Annotated in this window: 16 protein-coding genes; 14 read left to right on the top strand and 2 right to left on the bottom strand. The window is 68.6% G+C overall.

The genetic code is table 11. The annotated features are described in order from the left end of the window. Positions 1-44: 44 nt before the first annotated feature. From E0H92_RS17575 to E0H92_RS17530, 10 genes are read left to right on the top strand one after another with little or no spacing between them, the layout of a single operon-like run. The gene (locus E0H92_RS17575; protein ID WP_131462572.1) at positions 45-1,106 is read left to right on the top strand and encodes an NAD-dependent epimerase/dehydratase family protein; all 1,062 of its coding nucleotides are present in this window, start codon (positions 45-47) and stop codon (positions 1,104-1,106) included. Next, a complete protein-coding gene (locus E0H92_RS17570; RefSeq protein WP_131496962.1) occupies positions 1,106-2,338 on the top strand; it encodes a class I SAM-dependent methyltransferase in 1,233 nt (410 codons plus the stop codon). Before E0H92_RS17575 ends, E0H92_RS17570 begins: the two co-directional genes overlap by 1 nt. A 25-nt stretch (positions 2,339-2,363) precedes the next feature. Beyond that, positions 2,364-3,218, top strand: coding sequence for a sugar phosphate nucleotidyltransferase (locus tag E0H92_RS17565; protein WP_202873672.1), 855 nt, complete (start codon positions 2,364-2,366; stop codon positions 3,216-3,218). After that, positions 3,218-3,868, top strand: a complete 651-nt coding sequence (locus E0H92_RS17560) for a PIG-L deacetylase family protein (protein WP_131462574.1) — start codon at positions 3,218-3,220, stop codon at positions 3,866-3,868. Before E0H92_RS17565 ends, E0H92_RS17560 begins: the two co-directional genes overlap by 1 nt. A 32-nt stretch (positions 3,869-3,900) precedes the next feature. Then, positions 3,901-5,022 (top strand): class I SAM-dependent methyltransferase, encoded by a 1,122-nt coding sequence (locus E0H92_RS17555; protein WP_165549818.1) that lies wholly within the window; start codon positions 3,901-3,903, stop codon positions 5,020-5,022. Between the two features lie 2 nt (positions 5,023-5,024). Further along, the gene (locus E0H92_RS17550) at positions 5,025-6,296 is read left to right on the top strand and encodes an MATE family efflux transporter (protein ID WP_131496960.1); all 1,272 of its coding nucleotides are present in this window, start codon (positions 5,025-5,027) and stop codon (positions 6,294-6,296) included. Then, positions 6,293-7,243: a glycosyltransferase family 2 protein gene (locus E0H92_RS17545; protein ID WP_131462577.1), complete on the top strand. Its 951-nt coding sequence runs from the start codon at positions 6,293-6,295 to the stop codon at positions 7,241-7,243. Before E0H92_RS17550 ends, E0H92_RS17545 begins: the two co-directional genes overlap by 4 nt. Further along, positions 7,240-8,493 carry a polysaccharide pyruvyl transferase family protein gene (locus E0H92_RS17540; protein WP_131496959.1) on the top strand — a complete coding sequence of 418 codons (1,254 nt, stop codon included), beginning with the start codon at positions 7,240-7,242 and terminating at the stop codon, positions 8,491-8,493. The genes E0H92_RS17545 and E0H92_RS17540 overlap by 4 nt, the downstream gene beginning before the upstream one ends. Positions 8,494-8,495: 2 nt before the next feature. After that, positions 8,496-9,044, top strand: a complete 549-nt coding sequence (locus E0H92_RS17535) for a dTDP-4-dehydrorhamnose 3,5-epimerase family protein (RefSeq protein ID WP_131496958.1) — start codon at positions 8,496-8,498, stop codon at positions 9,042-9,044. Continuing rightward, positions 9,041-10,369, top strand: coding sequence for a glutamate-1-semialdehyde 2,1-aminomutase (locus E0H92_RS17530; RefSeq protein ID WP_131496957.1), 1,329 nt, complete (start codon positions 9,041-9,043; stop codon positions 10,367-10,369). Before E0H92_RS17535 ends, E0H92_RS17530 begins: the two co-directional genes overlap by 4 nt. On the opposite strand, the gene E0H92_RS17525 is transcribed toward E0H92_RS17530, so the two are convergent. Both E0H92_RS17525 and E0H92_RS17520 read right to left on the bottom strand, forming a co-directional pair. Next, positions 10,341-11,036: a phosphatase PAP2 family protein gene (locus E0H92_RS17525; protein WP_131496956.1), complete on the bottom strand. Its 696-nt coding sequence runs from the start codon at positions 11,034-11,036 to the stop codon at positions 10,341-10,343. The genes E0H92_RS17530 and E0H92_RS17525 overlap by 29 nt on opposite strands. 16 nt (positions 11,037-11,052) lie before the next feature. Beyond that, entirely contained in the window at positions 11,053-12,597 is a 1,545-nt protein-coding gene (locus E0H92_RS17520; protein ID WP_165549817.1) for a GMC oxidoreductase, read from the bottom strand. A 268-nt stretch (positions 12,598-12,865) separates the two neighbouring features. Here E0H92_RS17520 and E0H92_RS17515 point away from each other — a divergent pair, with 268 nt between their 5' ends. Genes E0H92_RS17515 through E0H92_RS17500 form a run of 4 tightly spaced genes read left to right on the top strand, consistent with a single transcriptional unit; the run spans position 12,866 to position 17,036 of the window. Next, positions 12,866-14,350, top strand: coding sequence for a sugar transferase (locus E0H92_RS17515; protein ID WP_131496954.1), 1,485 nt, complete (start codon positions 12,866-12,868; stop codon positions 14,348-14,350). After that, positions 14,351-15,280, top strand: coding sequence for a GDP-L-fucose synthase family protein (locus E0H92_RS17510; protein ID WP_131462584.1), 930 nt, complete (start codon positions 14,351-14,353; stop codon positions 15,278-15,280). Beyond that, the gene (gene gmd, locus E0H92_RS17505; RefSeq protein WP_131462585.1) at positions 15,277-16,263 is read left to right on the top strand and encodes a GDP-mannose 4,6-dehydratase; all 987 of its coding nucleotides are present in this window, start codon (positions 15,277-15,279) and stop codon (positions 16,261-16,263) included. The genes E0H92_RS17510 and gmd overlap by 4 nt, the downstream gene beginning before the upstream one ends. Continuing rightward, complete coding sequence (locus tag E0H92_RS17500) at positions 16,260-17,036, top strand: WecB/TagA/CpsF family glycosyltransferase (protein WP_131496953.1); 777 nt, start codon at positions 16,260-16,262, stop codon at positions 17,034-17,036. Before gmd ends, E0H92_RS17500 begins: the two co-directional genes overlap by 4 nt. Positions 17,037-17,045: the final 9 nt, after the last annotated feature.

Here is a 17,045-nt window from a genome sequence, read left to right as displayed (position 1 = left end):
TTCTGTATTGGGCGACAGGGGTTGCTGGGGTGAGGGGATGTCGGATGAGGGTTCTGGTCAGCGGGGATCGCGGGTATATCGGGGCGGTGATGGTGCCGTTCCTGCGGGCCGCGGGGCATCAGGTGGACGGGCTGGACACCGGGCTGTACGAGGGGTGCGACCTCTTGGGCGGGCCGGAGCCGATCGGGGGGCGTGCGCCGCGTGACATGCGGGACGTGACGGCGGGCGAGTTGACGGGGTACGACGCGGTGGTCTGTCTGGCCGCGTTGTCGAACGACCCGCTGGGGCACCTCAACCGCGACGCGACGTACTCGGTCAACCTCGAAGGGACGCTGAACCTCGCGCGCGCGGCGAAGGACGCCGGTGTCGGGCGGTTCCTGTTCGCGTCCTCCTGCAGCCTCTACGGCGCCGCGGGGTCGGAGGCGGTCGCCGAGGACGCCGAGATGTTCCCGGTCACGCCGTACGGGGAGACGAAGGCGCTGGCGGAGCAGGAACTGTCCAAGCTCGCCGACGACACGTTCAGCCCGACGTACCTGCGGAACGCGACCGCGTACGGCGCCTCGACGCGACTCCGGCTGGACATCGTCGTCAACAATCTGACAGCCATCGCGTTGACGTCCGGCCAGGTTCGGCTGGAGAGCGACGGCACGCCGTGGCGGCCGCTGGTGCACATCGAGGACATCAGCCGCGCGTTCCTGAAGGTGCTGGAGTCGCCGCGGGAGACGATCCACGACGAGGCCTTCAACGTGGGCCGCTCCGAGGACGTGGTCCAGGTCCGCGACATCGCCGAGATGGTCCGCGAGGCGGTCCCGGGATCGACCCTGTCGATCGCCGACGGCGCCGGCCCGGACCTGCGCAACTACAAGGTCGACTTCAGCAAGCTCAACGACACGTTCCCGGACCTGAGGCTCGAGTGGACGGTCCGCAAGGGCGTCGACGAGCTGTACGACGCCTACCGGCGGCACGGCCTCACGCTCGACGACTTCAACTCGGCGCAGTTCGTCCGGCTGCGCCGCATCCAGCAGCTGCTCGGCGCCGGCCTGGTCGACGACCAGCTGCGCCGGCAGACCGACGAGCAGTTCCCCGGGCCCAAGGAGATGAACTGATGCCGGAATCACCCGCCTGCCGGTTGTGCGGCGAACCGTTGACGCGGACGTTCGTCGATCTCGGCATGTCGCCGCCGTGCGAGAGCTTCCTGCGCGCCGACCAGATCGACAGCGGTGAGACGTTCTACCCGCTGAACGTGCGGATCTGCGACAACTGCCTGCTGGTCCAGCTCCCGGCGTACGTCGCCGCCGACGACGTCTTCAGCGACTACCTGTACTTCTCGTCGTACTCGACCAGCTGGGTGGAGCACGCCCGCCGGTTCGTCGTCGACATGCAGGAGCGACTGAACCTGAACGAGAACAGCCTGATCGTCGAGGCGGCCAGCAACGACGGCTATCTGCTGCAGCACGCCGTTGCCGAAGGCATCCCGGTGCTGGGGATCGAGCCGGCCGCGAACATCGCGAAGATCGCCAACGAGAAGGGCATCCGCACCGAGAGCTACTTCCTCGGGGAGGGCACCGGCAAGGACGCGGCGTCCCGGCACGGCCAGGCGGACCTTGTCGTCGGCAACAACGTGTTCGCGCACGTCCCGGACATCGTCGACTTCGCCAAGGGCCTGCGGGCGCTGGTAAAGGACGACGGTCTGGTGTCGCTGGAGTTCCCGCATCTGCTCCGGCTGATCGAGAACCGGCAGTACGACACGATCTACCACGAGCACTACTCGTACCTGAGCCTCAAGACCGCGGCCGACGCTCTCGCCCGGGCCGGCCTGAAGGTGGTCGACGTCCAGGAGCTGCAGAGCCACGGCGGCTCGCTCCGGGTCTTCAGCACGCCGGCCGAGACCGCGGGGGAGCCCACCGAGCTCGTCGGCAAGGTGCTGCAGGACGAGGAGGACGCCGGCCTGCACAGCGTCGAGGGTCACCTGGGTTTCGCGGCCGAGGTGTTCAAGATCAAGTCCGATCTGCTCGAGTTCCTGATCCAGGCGCAGCGCGACGGCAAGTTCGTCGCCGGGTACGGCGCTCCCGGGAAGGGCAACACGCTGCTGAACCACTGCGGTATCCGTGAGGACCTGCTGCCGTACACGGTCGACCGCAGCCCGCACAAGCACGGGATGTTCCTGCCCGGCACGCACATCCCGATCCACGCCCCGGAGCGCCTCGCCGAGACGCGCCCCGACTACATCGTGATCCTGCCGTGGAACCTGCGCGCGGAGATCGTCCACCAGCTCGGCTACGCACGGGAGTGGGGCGCGAAGTTCGTCGTACCGATTCCGAAGCTCGAAGTGCTCTGAACGCAGTGGGGGGAAGGAAAGTCAGATGAAGGTCGTGATCTTCTGCGGGGGGTTCGGGCTGCGGATGCGCAGCGGCGTGGACTCCGCACCGAAACCGATGATGACGATCGGCGACCGGCCGGTCCTGTGGCACGTGATGCGCTACTACGCGCACTTCGGCCACACCGAGTTCATCCTCTGCCTGGGCTTCGGGGGGTCCGCGGTCAAGGAGTACTTCCTGCGCTACGAGGAGACGGTCTCCAACGACTTCGTGATGACGAAAGGGGGGCAGCGCATCGAGCTGCTCGACTCCGACATCAGCGAGTGGAAGATCACCTTCGTCGACACCGGGATCGACACCAGCATCGGTGAGCGGCTGCGCCGGGTCCGCCCGTACCTGGAGGACGACGACGCGTTCCTGGCGAACTACGGCGACGTGCTGACCGACGCGCCGATGGACAAGATCGTCGACCACGTGATGACCAGTGACATCACGGCGAGCCTGCTCGCGGTGCCGCCGCAGGCGTCGTTCCACGTGGTCGAGTTCGACAACGAGTCGCGGATCACCGGGCTGCGCTCGGCCGCCGATCTGAACGTCTGGATCAACGGTGGGTACTTCGTGATCAAGAAGGAGATCTTCGACGTCCTGCACGAGGACGAGGACCTGGTCGGCGACGCGTTCCCGCGGCTGTCCGCGATGCGCAAGCTGGAGGCGATCCCGCACCACGGGTTCTGGGCGCCGATGGACACGCTGAAGGAACGCAGCCAGCTCGAGGAGCTGTACCGGTCCGGCAAGAAGCCGTGGGCGTTGTGGAGCCACGAGGCCCGCGGGTCCAACGGCCGGATCCTCGACAGGACGCCGGATGTGTCGGCCGACGGGCCGGTAGTGGTGGCGATCTGATGCTCCCGTTCCAGCTCGGCCTGATCGACGGGCCGGTCCACCTGGTTGCCCTCGGCGCGCATCCGGACGACATCGAGATCGGCTGCGGCGGCACGCTGCTGAAGCTGGCCGAGTCGGTGCCGGAGCTGACCGCCGAGTTCGTGATCGCGACCGGTACGCCGGTGCGCCTGGAGGAGGCCCGCCGCGCGGCGGAGCTGTTCCTGCCGGAGTGCGAGGTGACCGTGACGTCGGCCGAGCTCCCGGACGGGCGGCTGCCGGCGTACTGGAACGAGACCAAGGAGTTGCTCGAGGCAACGGCTCGGGGGAGCAGGCGCCCCGACCTGGTGCTGGCGCCGAGTAAGCACGACGCGCACCAGGACCACCGGCTGATCGCGGAACTGGCGCCGACGGTGTGGCGCAACCATCTGGTGCTGCACTACGAGATCCCCAAGTGGGACGGCGACCTCAGCCGGCCGTGGCTGTACGTCGAACTCACCGAGGAACAGCTGCGCGAGAAGGTGGCGCTGCTGCACAAGGCGTACCCGTCCCAGGTCCCGCACGACTGGTTCGACGAAGAGGTGTTCGCCGGACTGGCCCGGCTGCGCGGGATGGAGTGCCGAGCGCCGTACGCCGAGGCGTTCACGACGGCCAAGGCCACGCTGACATGGTGAATCAGGGGACTCTGTTGAATTCAAAAGCAGAAGTGAGCTTCAAGTGTCGGGGATGCGCGGCGGAGAACGTCGTACCGGTGGTCGATCTGGGGCCGCAGCCGTGCGCCGACCTGTTCCCGCTCGCGGACACACCCGGTCCGGACCCGCGTTGGCCGCTTGCGCTGTGGCTGTGCCGGGTCTGCACCTTGGTCCAGCTCGGTCCGGTCGCGGCGCAGATCGCCGAGGAGCCGTTGGCGGTCGAGTCGGCGACCAGCCGGGCGCACGCGGAGGAGTCGGTCAAGGAGATCCTCAGCGAGCATCCGGAACTGAGCAACGGAACCGTGTTCGAGTTCACGAGCCCCCATGGCGGCTCGTGGCTCGAGCACCTGTCCGCCGCGGGCTGCAGGCCCGTCGGGAACGGTGAGCGGGCGGATCTGGTGATCGATGTGCACGGGATCGTGCACGAGCCGCAGTACGGCGACTCGCTGAGGCTGCGGGCGCAACGGCTGGCACCGGGCGGCCTGCTGGTGATGGAGTTCCACCACCTGTTGCCGTTGTTCATCGGGAACCAGTTCGACACGATCCGCCACGGGCACTGGGCCTACGTCTCGCTGCGTGCACTGCGGAACCTCGTCGCCCTGCATGGTCTGGCGGTCGAGTCGGTCAAGCAGGTCGACATGTTCGGCGGCAGCCTGATGGTGATGCTCCGGCACACGGCCGATGCGAAACCGGACGCGTCGGTCGACGTGGTGCTGGAGGACGAGGACGCCGCGGGCATCGCCGACGAGGTACAGCTCGGCAGCCTGCAGGAGGCCGCGTGGCACGCGGCCGGCGCCCTGCACGACGAGCTGGCCCGGCACAAGGCGGCCGGACGCACCGTCGTCGGGTACGGCGCTCCTTCCAAGGCGCCGGTGCTCCTTGACCTCAGCAAGGTGACGACGGACCTGCTGCCGTTCACGGTCGACCTCGCGCCCGGTAAGCACGGCCGCCGGATCCCCGGTGGCTGCATGGTGCCGATCCGTCCGGTCGAGGACCTGAAGGCCGCGCGGCCGGACGTCGTCCTCGTCCTCACGTGGGACATCGCGGACGAGATCATCGCCCAGCTGGAGGCCGACGGCGGGTGGGGTACGACGTACCTCGTCCCTCTCCCGGAGCCGCACGAAAGGGGCCGCTGACCATGCGTGGCGTCCTGCGCCGGCTCACCTGGGGACTGGCTGACCAGGCAGTGACCAGCCTGGTCAGCTTTGTCGTGGGCATCGTCGTCGCCCGATCGCTGGGCGCGCTCGAGTTCGGCGCGTTCAGCCTGGCGTGGGTGACGTACGGCGTGGTGGTCAACATCTCGCGCGGCCTTGCGACCGATCCGCTCGCCGTGCGGTTCAGCGGTGTCGATCGGCCGGCCTGGCGGACGGCGGTCGCGAGTTCGTCGGGGATGGCGATCGTGGTCGGGCTCACGACCGGCGCGATCTCGGCCGGCATCGGCGCGGTAGTCGGCGGCCGGATCGGAGCCGCCTTCGTCGCTCTGGGGATCGTGCTACCCGGCCTGATGCTGCAGGACAGTTGGCGGTTCGCATTCTTCGCGGCCGGGCACGGCGGCAAGGCGTTCGTCAGTGACATGACCTGGGCACTGGCGCTCGTTCCGTTGCTGTACCTCGCGTCACAAGATGCCAGTGTGACCAGCTTCGTTCTCGCCTGGGGCGGCGCCGGAGTCTTCGCCGCGCTGGTGAGCGGCGTGCAGGCCGGTGTCCTGCCCCGGGTGACGCGGGCGCGGCACTGGCTGCGTGACCACCGCGACCTCAGCCTGCGGTATCTGACCGAGAACGTCACCTTGAGCGGCGCCTACCAGCTCCGGATGTACGGTCTCGGAGCATTCGCGGGTGTCGCCGCTGTCGGCACCGTCCGCGGTGCGGAGATGCTCCTCGGGCCGTTCTTCATCGTGTTGTCCGGAATCGGCCTGGTCGCGGTGCCGGAAGCAGCCCGTGTCCTGCGGCGAGCGGCGCCGAGACTGTGGGTCTTCTGCCTGCTGCTCGGCGGCGCGCAGGCGGTCGCCGCGCTCGCCTGGGGACTGTTGCTGCTGGTCGCGCTGCCGGACAGCTGGGGGCGCGCGCTGCTGGGTGAGGTCTGGCTGACCGCTGCGGCCTTGGTGCTTCCGGCAACCCTGTCGGTGACGTTCGCGGGCTTCAATACCGGCGCGGCAGCAGGTCTGCGCGCGCTGGGCATCGCCCGGCGCAGCCTGAAGGCCCAACTCTGCGCGTCGGCGTTCTACCTGGTCGGTGGTGTCAGCGGCGGCGCGATCGGCGGTGCGCTCGGGTCGTCCTGGGGCGCGGCCTGCGCCACTTTCTGCGCCGGGTTCGTCTGGTGGGTCACGCTGCGCGCCGGAATCCGCGAGCGCGTCCAGTTGGAATCGGAGCTCGACTCCGTGCAGGAGACACCTGAAATGAGGAACACATGAACGCGGTACCGCGGCTGACCATCGGCCTCCCGGTCTACAACGGCGAGAGATACCTGGCCGAGTCACTGAACGCGCTGCTGGGACAGAGCTACGGCGACTACCGGCTGATCATCTCCGACAACGCCTCGACCGACAGCACCGAGGAGATCTGCCGGGAGTACGTGGCCGGCGACCCGCGGATCAGCTACCACCGCCAGCCGGTGAACATCGGTGCCACGCCGAACCACAACTGGTGTTTCGAGCAGTCCGGCACCGAGCTGTTCAAGTGGGCGTCGTACGACGACCTGTACGGCAAGGATCTGCTGGGACGGTGCATCGAAGCACTCGACGACGATCCGCACCTGGTGCTCGCGCATGCCTATCAGGCGATCATCGACGGCAACGGCGACATCGTGCTCGAGGTCGACTATCCGCTCGACACCGCCAACCCGCATGCTCCGGACCGGTTCCGCAGCTTGCTGTTCGACGTCGGCGGTGACGACTTCTACGGGGTGATGCGGTCCGACATCCTCCGCCGGACGCCGCTGAACGGCAGCTACCACCACTCCGATCGCACGATCATGGCCGAGTTGGCCCTGTACGGCCGGTTCCATCAGGTGCCGGAGTTGCTGTTCTTCCGCCGGGACCATCCCGACCGTGCCGAGCGGGCGAAGCCGACGATCCGCTCCCGCTCCGCGAACATGGAGCCCCGCCGGGCGAGCCGCCTGCGGCACCCGACGGTCCGCCTGGTCGGCGAATACGTGAACGGTTTCGTCGGCGGCATCCGCCGGGCGCCGCTCTCGTCGGCCGATCGCCGCGAGTGCTACGGCCACCTGGCTCGCTGGATGGCCAGCCGTGCGGTCCGCCGTTCGACGGGCCGCATCGAGGACAGCAAGCCGGCCACACCGCCGACCAGGATCCCGGAGAGCTCGGGCGTCGTCGGGCACGGGGAGGTCTCGCAGACATGAGTTCTCCAGGCACACCGGCACGCGTTGCCTTCTTCGGCCTGCTGGGATCCGGCAACCTCGGCAACCACGGGTCGCTCGACGCGCTGCTGGCCTTTGTCGGGACCAGGCATCCGGAGGCGGAGATCAGCTGTATCTGCGCCGGACCGGATGAGTTCGAGCGGCAGTACGGCATCCCCGCGGTCGCGATGACCTGGTACCAGGAGCACGGACCCGGACGGACCAGGGCGGACGACGTCGCGCGCAAGATGTTCGGCAAGGTGGCCGACCTGGTGCGAATGCCGCGGGTGGTCCGCGGGTACGACGTGGTGATCGTGCCGGGCATGGGGGTTTTCGAGACAACGCTCGAGCTGCGCCCGTGGGGCTTCCCGTACGCGCTGTTCCTGATGTCGCTGTCGGCCAGGATGACCGGTGCGAAGACCGCGTTCGTCAACGTGGGCGCGAACATCGCCCGTGAGCGAACGCTGCGATGGTTGTTCACCGGGGCCGCGCGGCTCGCGACGTACCGCTCGTACCGGGATGTGTACTCCAGGGACGCGATGCGGCAGATGGGCGTCGACACCAGCCGCGACGAGGTCCGTCCGGACCTGGCCTTCGCACTGCCCGCGCCCGCGCCCGTTCCCGTCGAGGACCGGCATCGGACCGTGGGCCTGGGAGTGATGGCTTACCGCGGTACGAACGCGGACCGGGACCGGGCCGACGAGATCTACGCGACGTACACCGCGAGGATCGTCGAGTTCGCCCGCTGGCTCGTCGACGCCGGCTACCGGATCCGGCTCGTGACCGGCGATCCGTCCGACCTGTCGGTCGTCGAGGCAGTGTCCGACGACCTGCGGCGGACCCGGCCGGAGTCCGCCGGGAAGCAACTGATCAGCGAGCCGGCCGAATCGCTCGGCGAACTGATGACCCAGCTGGCCGGGGTCGACGTGGTCGTCGCGTCGAGGTACCACAACGTGGTGTCCGCGCTGAAACTGTCCAAGCCGACCATCTCGATCAGCTACGGGACCAAGAGCGACGCCTTGATGGAACAGATGCGGCTGGCCGAGTTCCGGCAGCCGATCCAGGATCTCGACGTACAGCGGCTGATCGACCAGTTCCGCGCGCTCGAGACTCGCGCCTCGAGCGTGGTGCCTGCCCTGCGGGCGAAGAACGCCGAGTATCTCGAGTCGCTCGGCCAGCAGTACGACGTACTGTCCGCGGCGTTGTTCGGGGCGGAGACCTCGTCCCGCGTCGCGCTTGATCAGGGGGAGTAGCGATGGATGTGATCGAAGTGCCGGCGATCTCCGGGGCCCTGCTGTTCCGGCCGACGCCCCATATCGATGAGCGCGGGTTCTTCTCGCGCACGTTCGACCGCGACGCGGTGGCAGCCGCCGGGCTCGACCCGGACGGGTTCGTGCAGGACAGTATCTCGCGCTCCCGGCGCGGGGTCGTCCGCGGGATGCACGTCCGGTCCGGAGCGGGCGAGGCCAAGCTCGTCAGGTGCTCGTACGGCGCGGTGTTCGATGTGGTCGTCGACCTGCGCCCGGGCTCACCGACGTACCGCAATCGCGAGGTCTTCGACCTGACCGGCGACAACCAGGTGACGGTCTATGTGCCGGCCGGTTGCGCGCACGGTTTCCAGGCCTTGACCGAGCCGGCCGACGTGTCGTACCGGATCGACCGCGCCCACGACCCGGCCGAGGACGTGTCGATCAGGTACGACGACCTGGACCTGGACATCCCCTGGCCGCTCCCGGTCACGCTGATGTCCGACCGGGACAAGGCCGCACCGTCACTGGCGCTGGCTACTGCGAGGTTGTCATGAGCAACCCGAAGGAGAAGTCGTTCGAGAAGTCCGTCGCGGCGAACAAGCGGCTGCACGATCTGATCCCCGGCGGCGCCCACACCTACGCCAAGGGCGACGACCAGTATCCGTTCGAGATGGCGCCGGTGATCTCGCACGGTGCGGGCGCACACGTCTGGGACGTCGACGGCAACGAGTACATCGAGTACGGCTCCGGGCTCCGGTCGGTCAGTCTCGGCCACGCTCACCCGAGGGTCGTCGAGGCGGTCCGGCGCGAGCTCGACCGCGGCAGCAACTTCGTCCGCCCGAGTATCGTCGAACTGGAGGCGGCCGAGCGTTTCCTCGCCGCGGTGCCGACCGCCGAGATGGTGAAGTTCGCCAAGAACGGCTCGGACGCGACCACTGCCGCGGTCAGGCTGGCCCGCGCGGTCACCGGCCGCCCGCTGGTCGCGATCTGCTCGGACCACGCGTTCTTCTCGGTCGACGACTGGTTCATCAGCCGCACCGCGATGTCCGCGGGCATCCCCGACCAGATCAGCGATCTGACCGTCGCGTTCCCGTACGGCGATCTGGCCGCGACCGAAGAACTGCTGATCCGCCACGAAGGCGAGATCGCGTGCCTGATCCTCGAGGCCGCGACCCAGCACGATCCGCCGGCCGGCTACCTCGAAGGCCTGCGCGACCTTGCCCACCGCTACGGCGCGCTGCTGATCTTCGACGAGATGATCACCGGCTTCCGCTTCTCGGCCTCCGGCGCGCAAGGCTTGTACGGCGTGACGCCGGACCTGTCCACCTTCGGCAAGGCACTCGGCAACGGGTTCGCCGTGTCCGCTTTGGCAGGGCGCCGCGAACTCATGGAACGCGGGGGTCTGCGGGACACCCACGAACGGGTCTTCCTGCTGTCCACGACGCACGGTGCCGAGACCCACGCGCTCGCCGCGGCCATCGCGGTGATGGATGTCTACGCGGAGGAGGGAATCGCGGGCCGGTTGCACGATCTCGGGGAGAAGCTCTCGGCCGGTGTCCGCGAGGTGGCGGCCGCGGCGGGCGTCCAGGACCATGTCGTGGTCCGCGGCCGGGCCAGCAATCTGGTGTTCGCGACGCTCGACGAGAACCTGCAGCCCTCGCAGAGCTACCGCACGTTGTTCCTGCGTGAACTGCTGCTCGGTGGAGTGATCGGACCGTCGTTCGTGGTGAGCAGCGCCCTGACCGACGAGGACATCTCGCGAACGGTCGAGGTGGTGGCCGCGGCGTGCGCGACGTACCGCAAGGCGCTCGACGACGGAGACCCGAGGGGGTGGACCGGCGGACGACCCGTCAAGCCGGTGTTCCGCCGTTACGTGTAGGCCGGACCGTTCTGAGCCTGACCAGGTGGTCGATCGCTGCGGCTGTCAGCGGTACCACGAGCAGCGCACAGCCGAAACCGCCAAGAGCGTCCGTCGGGTAGTGGGCTGTCAGCGCGATCTGCGCCCAGACCGTCAGCCCACCGCCCAGGACGACGGTGGCCAGCACGATCGCCGTTCCCGTGACCGCGCCGGCGTGCAGCAGATCGGCCAGCAGCAGACCCACGACCATCGCGGCTGCCGTGACCACCGCGGCGTGGCCGCTGGGATACGACAGGAAGCCGTCGTGAATGCGCCGATCCACGATCGGCTTGAGGACTGTGGTCAGCACGCTGATGGCGCCGATGCCCACCACGGCCGTGGCGGCCAGCGCAGGACGCTTGGCGACCAAGCAGAGTGCGGCTACTGCGAGGACCATCACTGTCCGCCCGACAGGCTCGCCGAGCCAGTCCACGCGATGGGCCAGATCCCACCCACCGGCGGCTGAACCGTCGACCAGCTGCTGCACCCAGCGGTCGATCCGGCCAGGGCCGGTGTCGCCGGCGAACACCAGTGCCGGTACGACGAGAAGCAGTGCCCCGATGGCGGCCGAAAACCGCAGAGTCGCTGTGAGTGCGGGCACTGCGGCCGTACGCGCCCGGACCGCTCGTGGATTGCCGGCCGAGAACATTCCCCACCCCCACGAGTCAGTCTATGCCGTGCGTGAGTACCCGGCGGAGATGGTCGGCGAGACGCAGAGACAGCGCCACGATCGTCAGGGTCGGATTGGACGCACCGTACGTGGGGAAGACCGACGATCCGGCGACGTAGAGGTTCGCCACGGAGTGCACGCGTGAGTCGGCGTCTACCACGCCCTTTTGCGGATCGACGTTCATCCGCGTGGTGCCCATGTGATGATGGCTGCCTTCGACAAGTGTCGCGGGAACGTCGTCGAACATGGTCTTGACGTATCCGAATCCGCTGGTCCGGAAGACGGCGTCGAGGATACCGGTCGAGGTCCGGATGGATTCCTGGTCCTGAGCCGTCGGCCGCCACGTCACCCGTGCGACCGGGACTCCCAGGTCGTCGCGGCGAGACCCGAGTGAGACTCGCGAGTCCCTGTTCGGTGCATGCTCGCCTTGAGCGCGCAGTACCAGTGTGCGGGGGCGGGACACCACCGAGCTCAGCGCCATGTCTGCGAGATCGGGAAGGCCCTCGGCGAGGTTGCGAAGGTGCGTGCCGACCCCCTCGACCCTGGGCCGCCTGCCGATCGCCTTGTACAGGGTCGAAAGCGACCGGATCGCGGGTGTCGCGGCCGCGGCCGGACGAGGGACGAGATAGAAGGCGCAGTTCAGCAGGTTCTTGTCACGCTGGATCCGTTCGGCGATCCGGAGGGCACCGGTGGCGTCGTTGCGGCGGAAGAAGAACGCCGCGTCGTCCAACGTCCTCGAACCGGACAGGACGACGTGCCCGACAGGCAGCGCCATTCGCTCGCCGAAGTAACGCCCGACAAGATCGTGCTCGTTGCCCAGCCCGTGGCCGCTGCCGGCGGTCAGCAGCAGCCTGGCGTTCTCGATCCCTCCCGTGGCGAGCACGACCAAGCGGGGCCGCACGACCACCCGGCTACGGTCTTCGCGTACGGCGGTGACCGATTCGACGCGCCGACCGGATGGATCGGTCGTGATGCCGGCGACGCGGCAACGCAGCAGTACGTGCACGTTGGGCGAGTTCGTGAGCAGTGGGAGGGCGTCCTGAAAGTCCGCTGCGCTGAACTGGAACAGCGTGCTCTCGAGTTCGATGTCCTGAACCGGCGGCGCGGGCCGGCCGTCCGCGGTGGGGTCTCCGTTGACCAGATCGTAAGGAGCCAGTCCGCAGGCATGCTGGGCGCGGACGTAGTACGGAATCAGATGATCGCGATCGAACGGCCACCCGGACTCCGGCCGCTCCGGCCGGCTCTCGAAGTCGATCGGGTCCAGCGGACGAGCTGCCCACCCGCCGTCCAGGAGGTGCGGATGCCGCAGCGTTCCGCCGAAGGCCCGCACCCTCGATTCCTCCAGCAGGTGCAGTGGATAGCCGTCGATCTCGCCTCTGCTCGGCCATTGCGCGCGGCGCTCGACGTTCGGCCCCCCGCTCTCCAGCAGGCAGACCCGGATTCCACTGCCGGCCAGTTCCCTTGCAATACTGATCCCCGCGGGTCCCGCACCGACGATGCAGAGGTCGGCGACGACCTCTTCCCCCTCTGAACTCTCCAAGGCGACAGGCCCCCCAGGTCGCACAGCACCATAAAAGACTTCAAGCGATTTCCCCTCGGCTCAGGATAGGGCAAGCCGCGTCGTTTGTGGGTCACATAAGGATCTCGTCAAGTTCTCCACCGGCGGTTGGGTGGGTCGCGCCGCGGACCTGCGCGCGTAGTAATGTTCGGTGACCCGACGTCGACGCGCGGGTTAACAAGGACACACTGCAGACTGCGGCGGACACTGTAAGTGACCGCGCCGTTGCGGGAGGGAACGAGAGGCCGCTGTGAGCGGAGCAGAAGCGCCGGACGCTGTGGACAGCCGTCGGCCGCTCTGGGTCGTCCCGCACGAGGTTCCGGCGATCGTTCCGCTGCCGTCGCGTTCGACCGAGCCGCGCTGGGTCGGCGTGTACCGCTGGGCCGCTGTCGGCGGCGACCTGCTCGCCGCGATGCTCGGTGTCTCGATCGCTCTGCTGACCCGGTTCGGTTACCACGTCGGCCCCAGCTACCTCGTGGTGAGCAGCGTGCTGCCGCTCGCCTGGGTGGCCGCGGTCGGGTTGTCGAAGGGGTACGACTCGCGGTTCTACGGGGCCGGGCCGGACGAGTTCCGGTCGCTGCTGCGGGCAGGCGTCGGACTCACCGCGGCGGTCGCGATGACGTCGTACGTGACCAAGGCCGAGATCGCCCGGGGCTTTGTGGTGCTGGCGATCCCGGTGATGGTGGTGGCCGCGCTGCTGCTGCGGTACGCGTTGCGGAAGGACCTGCACCGGCACCGGGTCAGAGGCCGCTGTATGCACAGGGTTCTCGTGGTCGGGCGCAGTGGCCCGGCCGCGACACTTTGTGAGCACTTGGAGAGCCGCCCGACCGACGGGTTCCGGGTCGTCGCGACCTGCCGCCCGCGCGAGGACGGCGACGGACCCCTGCACCCCGAAGAGCTCGACGAACCGGACATCCTGGCCGCCGCCGACCGGCACGCGGTCGAGGTGGTCGCGATCGCGACCGACCCGGAGCTGGCCGGCCAGTCGCTGCGCCGGCTGTCCTGGGCGCTGGAACAGCGCGGCATCGAGCTGATCGTCTCCCCGGGCATCATCGAGGTGGCCGGTCCGCGGATCTCGGTCCGGCCGGTGGCCGGCCTGTCCCTGCTGCATCTGGAGCGGCCGTCGGTCAGCGGCGGACCGCACCTGATGAAGGCGGTCTTCGACCGGATCGTTGCCCTCGGCATCGTTGCCGTCCTCTCGCCGGTGCTGATCGGCCTGGCGCTGGCGGTGAAGCTGTCCAGCTCCGGTCCGGTGCTGTTCCGGCAGCAGCGGGTCGGCCGCGCGGGCGCCGAGTTCCAGATGCTCAAGTTCCGCAGCATGTACGTCGACGCGGAGGAGCGGCTCAGCGACCTGTACGCGTTGAGCGACGGCAACGGCGTGATCTTCAAGATGCGCAACGACCCGCGGATGACTCCGCTCGGCCGCTGGATCCGCCGGTTCTCGCTCGACGAGCTGCCGCAACTGTTCAACGTGCTGCGCGGCGACATGTCGCTGGTCGGCCCGCGGCCGCCGCTGGCCGAGGAAGTCGCGCTGTACGCCGCCGACGACTCGCGGCGGATGCTGGTGAAGCCCGGGATGACGGGCCTGTGGCAGGTCAGCGGCCGCAGCGACCTGTCCTGGGACGAGTCGGTCCGTCTCGACCTGCGGTACGTCGACAACTGGTCGATGACCCTTGATCTGCTGATTCTCTGGAAGACCGTGCGCGCGGTGTTCTACGGCGCGGGAGCGTACTGAATGGATCTTCATGCACCGGTGTACGTCGCGGGGCACCGCGGCCTGGTCGGCTCGGCCCTGTGGCGCCGGCTGGACGCGGCCGGGTACACGCATCTGATCGGCGCCTCGTCGTCCGAGCTGGATCTGCGGGACCGCGCCGCGACGTTCGAGTTCCTGCGCGAGCACCGGCCGGCGGTCGTGATCGACGCCGCGGCGCGGGTCGGCGGCATCCTCGCGAACCGCGACCACCCGACCGAGTTCCTCAGCGACAACCTGCGCATCCAGGTGAACCTGATGGACGCGGCCCTGGAGGTGCGGACGCCGCGGCTGCTGTTCCTCGGGTCGTCGTGCATCTACCCGAAGTACGCCGAGCAGCCGATCCGCGAGTCGAGCCTGCTGACCGGCGAGCTGGAGCCGACCAACGACGCGTACGCGATCGCCAAGATCGCGGGCATCATGCAGGTGCAGGCGGTCCGCCGGCAGTACGGCCTGCGCTGGATCTCCGCGATGCCGACCAACCTGTACGGCCCGAACGACAACTTCGACCCGACGTCGTCGCATGTGCTGCCGGCGTTGATCCGGCGGTTCCACGAGGCGCGCGAGGCCCAGGCGCCGGAGGTCGTGTTGTGGGGGAGCGGTACGCCGCGCCGCGAGTTCCTGCACGTGGACGATCTCGCCGACGCGTGCCTGCACCTACTGGAGCAGTACGACGCGCCGGAGCCGATCAACGTCGGGGTCGGCGCCGACGTGACGATCCGCGAGCTGGCCGAACTGGTCGCCCGCACGGTCGGCTACACCGGTGTCCTGAGCAACGATCTGTCCAAGCCGGACGGCACTCCGCGCAAGCTGCTCGACGTGAGCAGGCTGCAGGCGCTCGGCTGGAAGCCTTCTATTTCCCTCGAAGACGGTGTGGCCGCCACCTACCGCTGGTACGTGGAGAACGCCACATGAAGAAAGCATTCATCACCGGCATCACCGGCCAGGACGGGTCGTACCTGGCCGAGTTGCTGCTGTCCAAGGGGTACGAGGTGCACGGCCTGATCCGTCGCGCCAGCACCTTCAACACCAAGCGGATCGACCATCTGTACGAGGACCCGCACGCGCAGGACAAGCGGCTGTTCCTGCACTACGGCGACCTGACCGACGGTTCGCGACTCGTCACGCTGCTCGCGTCGATCCAGCCGTCCGAGGTCTACCACCTGGCCGCGCAGTCGCATGTGCGGGTCAGTTTCGACGAGCCGGAGTACACCGGTGACACCACCGGCATGGGGACGACGCGGCTGCTCGAGGCGATCCGGATGATCGGGCTGGACTGCCGGTTCTACCAGGCGTCGTCGTCGGAGATGTTCGGCGCGACCCCGCCCCCGCAGAACGAGGACACCGCGTTCCACCCGCGATCGCCGTACGGCGCCGCGAAGCTCTACGGCTACTGGATGACCCGGAACTACCGCGAGGCGTACGACATGTTCGCGGTGAACGGGATCCTGTTCAACCACGAGTCGCCGCGGCGCGGCGAGACGTTCGTGACGCGGAAGATCACTCGGGCGGTCGCGGCGATCAAGACCGGTCGCCAGGATCGCCTGTACCTGGGCAATCTGGACGCCTGCCGGGACTGGGGTTACGCCCCGGAGTACGTCGAGGGCATGTGGCGGATGCTGCAGCACGACGCTCCCGCCGACTACGTGATCGCGACCGGTACGTCGTACTCGGTCCGCGACTTCGTCCAGCTCTCCTTCGCGCATGTCGGGCTCGATTGGGAGAAGTACGTCGATTACGACCAGCGGTACGAGCGTCCTACCGAGGTCGACTCGCTGATCGGGGACGCGTCCAAGGCCGCCGTCGAGCTCGGCTGGAAGGCGCAGGTGCATGTGCCCGAACTCGTACGCATCATGGTCGACGCCGATCTCGCCGCACTGAAGGGGGAGGACTCATGACCGACCTCCAGGCCGAACCCACCACCGCCGCCCGCGTCGATGTGCTCGGCATCCATGTCAGCGTGACGAACCTCGACCACACGGTCGGCACCTTCGCGGGCTGGATCGAGCGGGGTGCGCGGCAACTGGTGTGCGTCACGGACATGAACGCGTTGCTGCACGCGCGCGCCGACGAGCGGCTGACCGATGTGTACAACACGTCGGGTCTGACCGTTCCGGACGGGATGCCGCTGGTGTGGGCCGGTCAGCGTGCCGGGTTCGAGGAGATGGACCGGGTCGCGGGACCTGATCTGCTCGAGCGGGTGCTGGCCGAGGCGGCGGAGCGCGGCTGGACGCAGTACTTCTACGGCGGCGCCGAGGGTGTGGCGGACGAGCTGCGCGAGCGGTTCCAGGAGCGGCACCCGGCGTTGAAGGTCGTCGGCGTCGAATGCCCGCCGTACCGTGCCCTCACCGACGCCGAGGACGCGGAGACGGTCGCCCGGATGAACGAGGCGCGGCCGGACATCGTCTGGGTCGGTCTCGGTGCGCCGAAGCAGGAGCGCTGGATGGCCGACCACCGCGACCGGCTGAACGCGACGATCCTGATCGGGGTCGGAGCGGCGTTCGACTTCCATACCGGCCGGCTGGACCGCGCGCCGTACTGGATGCAGCGCGCCGGGCTGGAGTGGAGCTACCGGCTGTACAAGGAGCCGCGCCGGCTCTGGAAGCGTTACGTGCTGGGGATCCCGCGTTTCCTCCTGGGCGTCCTCCGCCATCCGCCACGCGCACTCTAGAGTGAGCTG

It is taken from the genome of Kribbella speibonae (assembly GCF_004331375.1).
GTDB classification, from domain to species: domain Bacteria; phylum Actinomycetota; class Actinomycetes; order Propionibacteriales; family Kribbellaceae; genus Kribbella; species Kribbella sindirgiensis.
Note: the sequence above shows the minus strand (reverse complement) of the source record. Positions and strands in the feature narration are given on the sequence as shown.

Bases quoted from the DNA above. Each gene is read 5' to 3' on its own strand.
- E0H92_RS17540 (WP_131496959.1), top strand. From the start codon at position 7,240: ATGAGTTCTCCAGGCACACCGGCACGCGTTGCCTTCTTCGGCCTGCTG.
- E0H92_RS17500 (WP_131496953.1), top strand. From the start codon at position 16,260: ATGACCGACCTCCAGGCCGAACCCACCACCGCCGCCCGCGTCGATGTG.
- E0H92_RS17545 (WP_131462577.1), top strand. From the start codon at position 6,293: ATGAACGCGGTACCGCGGCTGACCATCGGCCTCCCGGTCTACAACGGC.
- E0H92_RS17530 (WP_131496957.1), top strand. From the start codon at position 9,041: ATGAGCAACCCGAAGGAGAAGTCGTTCGAGAAGTCCGTCGCGGCGAAC.
- E0H92_RS17565 (WP_202873672.1), top strand. From the start codon at position 2,364: ATGAAGGTCGTGATCTTCTGCGGGGGGTTCGGGCTGCGGATGCGCAGC.
- gmd (WP_131462585.1), top strand. From the start codon at position 15,277: ATGAAGAAAGCATTCATCACCGGCATCACCGGCCAGGACGGGTCGTAC.
- E0H92_RS17550 (WP_131496960.1), top strand. From the start codon at position 5,025: ATGCGTGGCGTCCTGCGCCGGCTCACCTGGGGACTGGCTGACCAGGCA.
- E0H92_RS17575 (WP_131462572.1), top strand. From the start codon at position 45: ATGAGGGTTCTGGTCAGCGGGGATCGCGGGTATATCGGGGCGGTGATG.
- E0H92_RS17535 (WP_131496958.1), top strand. From the start codon at position 8,496: ATGGATGTGATCGAAGTGCCGGCGATCTCCGGGGCCCTGCTGTTCCGG.
- E0H92_RS17510 (WP_131462584.1), top strand. From the start codon at position 14,351: ATGGATCTTCATGCACCGGTGTACGTCGCGGGGCACCGCGGCCTGGTC.
- E0H92_RS17560 (WP_131462574.1), top strand. From the start codon at position 3,218: ATGCTCCCGTTCCAGCTCGGCCTGATCGACGGGCCGGTCCACCTGGTT.
- E0H92_RS17570 (WP_131496962.1), top strand. From the start codon at position 1,106: ATGCCGGAATCACCCGCCTGCCGGTTGTGCGGCGAACCGTTGACGCGG.
- E0H92_RS17525 (WP_131496956.1), bottom strand. From the start codon at position 11,036: ATGTTCTCGGCCGGCAATCCACGAGCGGTCCGGGCGCGTACGGCCGCA.